This window comes from Aromatoleum toluolicum (assembly GCF_012911005.2).
GTDB lineage: Bacteria > Pseudomonadota > Gammaproteobacteria > Burkholderiales > Rhodocyclaceae > Aromatoleum > Aromatoleum toluolicum.
Map to the genome: position 1 here is coordinate 1 of NZ_WTVS01000162.1, position 2,758 is coordinate 2,758.

2 protein-coding genes and 1 pseudogene are annotated in these 2,758 nt (G+C 66.3%); all 3 read left to right on the top strand.

Features of this window, described 5'->3' with window-relative positions; all coding sequences use genetic code 11:
- Positions 1-362 precede the first annotated feature (362 nt).
- Entirely contained in the window at positions 363-809 is a 447-nt protein-coding gene (tnpA, locus tag GPA27_RS28110; protein WP_198149581.1) for an IS66-like element accessory protein TnpA, read from the top strand.
- Entirely contained in the window at positions 806-1,153 is a 348-nt protein-coding gene (tnpB, locus tag GPA27_RS28115; RefSeq protein WP_050417860.1) for an IS66 family insertion sequence element accessory protein TnpB, read from the top strand. Before tnpA ends, tnpB begins: the two co-directional genes overlap by 4 nt.
- 66 nt (positions 1,154-1,219) lie before the next feature.
- A pseudogene (tnpC, locus tag GPA27_RS28120) lies at positions 1,220-2,632 on the top strand (IS66 family transposase); the annotation flags it as partial.
- Positions 2,633-2,758 lie beyond the last annotated feature (126 nt).

The window sequence follows — 2,758 nt, forward strand, 5'->3', positions numbered from 1 at the left end:
GGACAGGGGCATTGTGATTTCGAACAAAAACCGCCGATTGGAGCCTGAAATGCCCATCGTCTCTCACAATGTGAAATCAATCCCTCGGCCGCGGTGCCCGCGAGCTTGAAGTCCGACAGGCTGCTAGACGGGAACCCAATGGGATTTGCTCGCAGCCTCGCGCCCAAGCCGTTCCGAACCAGGTATGTTTGACCCGTTCAATAACAGCCAAGGCGTGCGTCAGATCGATATGGCTGTACGGGCCGGTACGTGGTGGATAGGCGCGGTCGGTAGCGATACCACAGTAGATCTGCACAGCCTTCCGAGTCAGACGTAAGCGTCCGCCCAGCACCGTCTTTCGGGACTGACAGAGATCGCCCAGAGTGGTCCCCACCAAATATCTGGTGGGGACCACTTTGGCCACGAATGGCAACGCCCGGGTAACCCGCAAGGGGAGCCCAAACTACCCGGTCGATTTCAAACGCCAGCTGGCGGCCCTCGCATGCGAGCCGGGGATTTCGGTGGCGAAGCTCGCACTCGAGCATGGCCTCAACGCCAATCTGCTGTTCAAGTGGCGCCGCCACTATCGTGCCGGCCTGTTCGGCAGCCCACAGCCGGAACATGTAGCGGCTGCGCCGCGGGGCGGAATCATGGCGCCGAAGCTGCTGCCGGTAGTGACCTTGTCGTCGACGGCCAGGCAAGACGCGGAGGGCGTGAAGCAGTCGCCTGCGCTCGAGATCGTCGTGGGCGGCGCCGTCGTGCGGGTGATCGGCGAGGTCAGTCGCAAAGTGCTGCGCACGGTCCTTGACTGCTTGGCCGAGCGGGCATGATCGGTCTACCCGCCGGCACGCGTATCTGGTTGGTAGCCGGGGTGACCGACATGCGACGCGGCATGGATGGCTTGGCGGCGCTCGTGCAAGGGGCGCTCGCCGAGAATCCGTTCTCCGGTCACGTCTTCATCTTCCGCGGTCGACGGGGCGATCTCATGAAGCTGCTGTGGTGGAGCGGCGATGGGCTGTGCCTGTTCGCCAAACGCCTGGAGCGCGGCCGCTTCATCTGGCCGCAGGCGACCGAGGGGGCGGTGCATCTCACCGCGGCGCAGTTGTCGATGCTGCTCGAAGGCATCGACTGGCGACGGCCCGAGCGGACCTGGCAGCCCGACTGCGCGGCCTGAAGCATCGAGGCACGGCGCGCCCGGGAGGGGCTGTTCACGCCCCCCAGCATCGCGTAGACTCTCGTCATGGATGCGACGACGCCTCTTCCCGACGACCAGGCCGTGCTCAAGGCCCTCGTGACGGCGCAGCAGGCCGAGATCGCCCGCCTGAACCTCATCATCGCCAAGCTGCGGCGGATGCAGTTCGGCCGCCGCTCCGAACAACTCGACGCGACGCTCACCCAACTCGAACTCGCGCTCGAAGGCATCGAGACGGTTCGACGCGAAGCGGCCGCAGACGTCTCGCCAGACACGGCGTCCGGCGTAGCCCCGTCACCGAAACGCCCCGCCCGCAAACCCTTGCCTGATCATCTGCCGCGCGAGACGGTCGAGCATGCACCGATCGAAGTCTGCTGCCCCGACTGCGGCAGCACGTTCGTGAAGCTCGGCGAGGACGTCTCGGAGATGCTCGAGTACGTGCCGGCCCACTTCAAGGTCATCCGGCACGTGCGCCCGAAGCTCGCCTGCTCACACTGTGAGCGCATCGTGCAGGCCGCAGCGCCCTCGCGACCCATCTCCCGCGGATTGTCCGGGCCGGCCTTGCTCGCGCATGTGCTGGTGGGCAAGTTCTGCGACCACCTCCCGCTGTACCGGCAAAGCGCCATCTACGCGCGCTCGGGCATCGAACTGGACCGCTCGACGCTCGCGGACTGGGTCGGGCAATCGGCACAGTTGCTCGATCCCCTGGTCGAGGCGCTGCGCCGCTACGTGCTCGCTGCCGACAAGGTCCATGCCGACGACACCCCGCTGCCGGTGCTCGCGCCCGGCGAAGGCAGAACCAAGACCGCGCGGTTGTGGACCTATGTGCGCGACGACCGCCCGGCCGGCAGCGACGATCCACCGGCGGTGTGGTTCGCATACTCGCCCAACCGCAAGGGCGAGCATCCGCAGCGTCATCTGCGCACCTTCAACGGCATCCTGCAAGCGGACGCGTACGCCGGCTTCGACCCCTTGTATGCCACCGGTCGCGTGCAAGAGGCCGCCTGCTGGGCGCACGTGCGACGCAAGTTCTTCGACGTGCATCGGGCACAGGCTTCCCCCATCGCCGCCCAGGCACTCGCGCAGATCGGCCAGCTGTACGCCATCGAAGCGGCTATCCGCGGCGAGCCGCCCCCAATTCGGCGGGAGGTGCGGCACAGCCGGGCGCGCCCGCAACTGGAGGCTTTGCACGCCTGGCTGGAAACCCAGAGCCGGCGCGTGTCGCGCAAGTCCGGCATCGCAGAGGCGATCCAGTACGCCCTGAATCATTGGGGGGCGTTGATCCGCTACGTCGAGGACGGACGCATCGAGATCGACAACAATGCCGCCGAACGCGCCCTGCGCGCGGTGGCATTAGGACGGAAGAATTTCCTCTTCGGCGGCTCGGATGCCGGGGGCGAGCGCGCGGCGGCCCTCTACAGCCTGATCGGTTCGGCCAAGCTCAACGGCCTCGATCCGGAGTAAGCGGTAACTGACGAGCGTCCTTGACTACTTCGAGATTTCGAAGAGATCGGATCGCAGGGGGTTGGCCGCGAAGTGCTGCTTCCACAGACGGGGGGTGAGTTGCGCGACGTCGGCAGCGGGGTG

Bases quoted from the DNA above. Each gene is read 5' to 3' on its own strand.
- tnpB (WP_050417860.1), top strand. From the start codon at position 806: ATGATCGGTCTACCCGCCGGCACGCGTATCTGGTTGGTAGCCGGGGTG.